Origin of the sequence: Pseudoalteromonas sp. NZS37 (assembly GCF_015864265.1) — a bacterium.
GTDB classification, from domain to species: domain Bacteria; phylum Pseudomonadota; class Gammaproteobacteria; order Enterobacterales; family Alteromonadaceae; genus Pseudoalteromonas; species Pseudoalteromonas arctica.
Genome location: NZ_JADYXL010000056.1, coordinates 1 through 925, shown reverse-complemented (window position 1 = coordinate 925; position 925 = coordinate 1). Strand labels below are relative to the sequence as shown.

Annotated in this window: 1 protein-coding gene; it reads left to right on the top strand. The window is 57.8% G+C overall.

Translation table 11 applies throughout. The annotated features are described in order from the left end of the window. Window positions 1–529: 529 nt before the first annotated feature. On the top strand, window positions 530–925 hold a 396-nt coding region (locus I6F47_RS20370), incomplete at its 3' end, for a hypothetical protein (RefSeq protein ID WP_197184466.1).

Sequence of the window (925 nt, the reverse complement as noted above, 5' to 3'; positions counted from 1 at the left end):
GCGCGGGTCGCGGCTTCGAAGCAGGAAGAGCTGAAAATCCTGGAGCAACAGTTGGTCGCACAGCAGGCCAAGCTCGAAGCCGACAAGGCGACGGCGGATCAGCAGGAAAAAGAGACGCAGAAGCTGCGCGAACTCATCAAGACCAAGCAGTCCGAGGTCGAGCAGACCAAGGCGTCAACGGAGGCGGCAAAACAGGAAGTCGCGGCGCGCAAACTGGCCGTTGAGATATACGGCGACCAGTCGGCCAAGATGGCCGAGTACCGCGCCGAAATGGATCGGCTCATCCTCGTCTTGCAAGAGTACGAAAAGCTCAACATCAACGGGAAAAAGACTGACGAGGAAGTCGCGGCTGTGCGCCAGAAACTGGCCGAGATAACGGCCAAGTACAAAGACACCGTGAATGACTTGGCACGGAACCTGCGCCTGCAAGCGGCAGAAGAAGTCGCCACGCTGANACTTGGCACGGAACCTGCGCCTGCAAGCGGCAGAAGAAGTCGCCACGCTGAAGACCAAACAGGCTTCACTTTCCGTGGACATTCAGATTGCACAGGCAAGTGCCAACATCGCTCGCCTTCGTGGGGATAACACCAAGGCGATGCAGTTGGAGCGCGAGGCCATGGCGAAGCAGATCGAGGTCGCCAAGATCAAAATCGAGATCGACCGGGTACAGGCACAACTCCAGATCAAACTTCTCGAAAACGAGAAGTTGAAGCTCCAAGCCAGTGACGCCAACTACAAACTGTTGGTGCGGGAGTTGGACCTAAAGATCAAGTTGCAGAAGGCAACCCTTACCGAACTGGATGGCGCGGACAAACTCATCCGGTTGAAAGAAGAAGAGAACCGCCTGCGGCAGCAGGCCACCAACGACCTCGGCAGTGAGGCATCCGCGCGAGGCAACGTCACAGAGGCCAGCGAGCGCCAGGCC